The organism is Phocaeicola barnesiae DSM 18169 = JCM 13652 (assembly GCF_000374585.1).
Classification (GTDB): Bacteria; Bacteroidota; Bacteroidia; order Bacteroidales; family Bacteroidaceae; genus Phocaeicola; species Phocaeicola barnesiae.
Window position 1 is genome coordinate 1 of the sequence record NZ_KB894676.1, and the last position, 3,430, is coordinate 3,430.

A 3,430-nucleotide genomic window follows, 5' to 3' on the forward strand; every position below is an offset into this window, starting at 1 on the left:
ATTGAAAAGTATTTTGATTATCCATTAGAATAAGGATTAAGACTTTGACATGCTTTCAGGAAATTTTTCACAGCTCTTTGTATTTTGCTTATCCATTAAAACAAGGATTAAGACAACTGATAGTGAATTGTATCAGTATAAATCTGATGTATTTTGTTATTCTTTGGAATAAATGTCAGATAGCTGATAATGTGTAACTTTAATCCTGTACAACCATGCAGAATCCGACCATGTTCCAGACCCTGTGTACCCCGACTTTCCTGTTCGAAGCCTGGAAGGCCGTCAAGGCCAAGAATGCTTCGGGTGGGATAGACGGGATTTCTGTGGCCGCTTTCGAGGATAATCTGGAGAGTTATCTCCGGGAAATATCCGAATCGCTCAAGCTGGGAAAGTGGATTCCCGAACCTTACCTGCGGATAGAGATTCCGAAAAAGGACAACGAGAAACGGAAGCTGGGACTGCTCTCGGTCAAGGACAAGATTGTGCAGCAGGCCATCAAGATGCTGGTGGAACCTTATTTCGAGAACGAGTTTGTGGACAACAGTTACGGGTACCGGCCGAACAAGGGACATTACAAGGCGGTACAACGTACCTGGAGCGAGTGCAAGAAAAAGAAATACAACTTTTTCCTGAAACTGGACATCGACGACTATTTCGATACCATCAACCATGACTACCTGGCTGCATTGGTACGGCGGATTATCCCCGACGAGGAGGTGGCCCGGCTGATTATGCTTGCCATCCAGATGGGAGTCGTCAGCCAGAACCTGAAATGGCAGGACACGCTGGCTGGAGTTCCTCAGGGAGCTATCCTGTCTCCGCTGCTATCCAATCTTTATCTGAGCGGATTCGACAAATTTATCCGGAACCAACGGGTAGGCTATGTACGCTATGCCGACGATTTCGTCATCCTGTGCTCGAATTTCGAAGAAGCAGACCGCATACTGGACAAGGTGACGGCGTATCTGCGTGACAACCTGCAGCTACAACTGAACAAGCCGGTAGTGAAACGTACCGCAGAAGGAATCGAGTTTCTAGGTATCTTTATCCGCGAAGCGGACCTGTCCATCACTCCGGAGAAGCAAACCGACCTGAAAGCGAAAATAGACGTTTTGGAACTTACTCCGAAAGGTATCCGGACGAAAGACCTGCAATCTTTGGAAGGCATTACCCGCTATTATGCCCGGATAGTCAGTCAGGATTACCTCCGCACCTTGGACGACTACCTGTTCGAGAAAATCAAAGCATGGACTCGGACACATGCGTCCGAAATCAAGAATAAGGCGGTACTGGCCAACCTGCTTCAGGGAATCCCTTTTCAGTCTACCGAGTATCAGCTTTATAAGAGCCGGGTCATCTTCGATGTGACGGAAGTGTATCTGCAGCAGAAGACCCTGGAGAAAGGCGAACAGACCAACCGGCAGAACAAGGACATCATCCGGCAACGGAAAAAGGAATATCACAAGCGGGAACGGGAGAACAAGGAATTGCTGGTGAATACTCCGGGATGCTTCATCGGGTTCACTTCCAAAGGAATCACGGTGAAACGGCAAGGAAAAGTGGTCTACCAGCAACCGGTAGGAGCCTTGACACATATCACCGTAGCCGCAAAAGGGATTACCTTGTCTTCCAACCTGATAGACTATTGTATGGCCCATAAGATTACCATCGATTTCTTCAACTCATCGGGCGGGCATACCGGCTCCATCCTGTCAAACAAATACCTGGAAAGCACGTTGTGGAGCAGACAGGCCGCTTGCGGTCTGGAGAAACGGAATACCCTGGCCGCTTCCATCATCCTGGGGAAACTGCGCAACCAGCTGGCTCTGGTGAAATATTTCCATAAATACCACAGGCTTCACTATCCACAACTGGACGAGAAGTTCAAGGCCTTCACCGAATTCTTCCGCAGTTTTCAGGCTACGCTGAAATCGAAGTGTCATGACAAGGAAGTGCTGATAACCTACCTGACCGGAAACGAAGCCCAGGGTGCCGTCTACTACTGGAACTACATTCGCAGCCTGCTCTCGGACGATGACATCGGTTTTGAGAAAAGGGTGCGCAAAGGGGCGACAGACCTGATGAACATGATGCTCAATTACGGGTATGCCATTCTGTATAACCGGGTGTGGCAGGCAATTCTCGGCGCAAAACTGAATCCGTTCGACAGCATCATCCATTGCAGGCAGGTCGGGAAGCCGACATTTGTATACGATATGGTAGAGATATTCCGGGCACAGGTAGTGGACAGGGTAATTATCACTCTGATTCAGAAAGGAATTCCCCTACGTATAGAGAAAGGGCTGCTGGATGCCGAGACTCGGAAACAGGTGTCGCAAGGAGTATTGGACCGGCTGAACCGGTATGAGAACTACCGGGGTGAGGAGCTTACGCTGGAAGACATCATCCGCAGGCAGATGTCCGAAATAGCCCGTTTCATTGAGAAGGATGTGAAGTATAAACCCTATATAGCCAAATGGTGATGAAGACAAGAAGTAAAAAACGGATGATAGTCGTAGCCTACGACGTGAGTGACGACCGCCGGCGATCGCATGTGGTGAAACTGTTGGAACGTGTGGGGATACGTGTCAATTTCAGTGTATTCGAGTGTATGCTGACCGACCGACAGTACGATACCCTGCGGAAAGATATTCTGAAGTGTATTTCGACTAAAGAAGACACCGTAGTCTATTATCCGATTTGTCTGGACTGCTATGCGCAGATTGTCTATCAGCCTGAGAAAAGAAAGACCTATCCGGTAGTCCGGGTGGTCTGACAAGGTTTGGAACTTCAGAATAATAGGCTTGTAAAGATTTTTATTTGCGAAAATTCGAAAAACATTAAAGTATTTATTTTCAGCATATTGAGTATTTCCCTTCGTTTCAGCTGCTTCTAAAAAAGTTCGCAAATGTCCTTTTTTGAGAGAATCCGGAAATCATTTGCGAAAAAATGGAATTAATCTTAAAAAATGAGCATTGATTTTCAACTTGTTACACATCCCTCAAACAGCGTTTTTTCGCAAATGTGGATTTTTATTTAGACAGTCATTTCATTTGCGAAAAATCCATCGAATCCAACTGCTTGTATATCAGATTATAACAGAGACAAATGACCTGATTTTCTTTAGAATGAGCTTCTAAAAAATGGACATTTGCGAAAATTTTTACCGCAAATAGCTAACTTCTTGATTTATTTGCTTATATTTGTCAAACAAAAGAAATCATGAGTTCTTTAACTTATTGATTCCCAAGTTGTATTTTGATTATCCATTAGAACAAGGATTAAGACAGACATTCCGTTACTATGTATTTGTACTTTATAAATGTATTTTGATTATCCATTAGAACAAGGATTAAGACAAAAAACTAAGAAAGATATTTCAATTTAGTTTTTAAGTATTTTGATTATCCATTAGAACAAGGATTAAGAC

Annotated in this window: 2 protein-coding genes; both read left to right on the forward strand. The window is 44.8% G+C overall.

The features are described 5' to 3' along the window. Window positions 1–215: 215 nt before the first annotated feature. Window positions 216–2,483 carry a CRISPR-associated endonuclease Cas1 gene (gene cas1, locus C510_RS17270; protein ID WP_018712234.1) on the forward strand — a complete coding sequence of 756 codons (2,268 nt, stop codon included), beginning with the start codon at window positions 216–218 and terminating at the stop codon, window positions 2,481–2,483. Continuing rightward, window positions 2,483–2,776, forward strand: coding sequence for a CRISPR-associated endonuclease Cas2 (gene cas2, locus C510_RS0115780; protein ID WP_025892898.1), 294 nt, complete (start codon window positions 2,483–2,485; stop codon window positions 2,774–2,776). Before cas1 ends, cas2 begins: the two co-directional genes overlap by 1 nt. Window positions 2,777–3,430: the final 654 nt, after the last annotated feature.

What these genes read in the sequence shown, in the direction of transcription:
- cas1 (WP_018712234.1), top strand. Translation starts at nt 216, where the DNA reads ATGCAGAATCCGACCATGTTCCAGACCCTGTGTACCCCGACTTTCCTG.
- cas2 (WP_025892898.1), top strand. Translation starts at nt 2,483, where the DNA reads ATGAAGACAAGAAGTAAAAAACGGATGATAGTCGTAGCCTACGACGTG.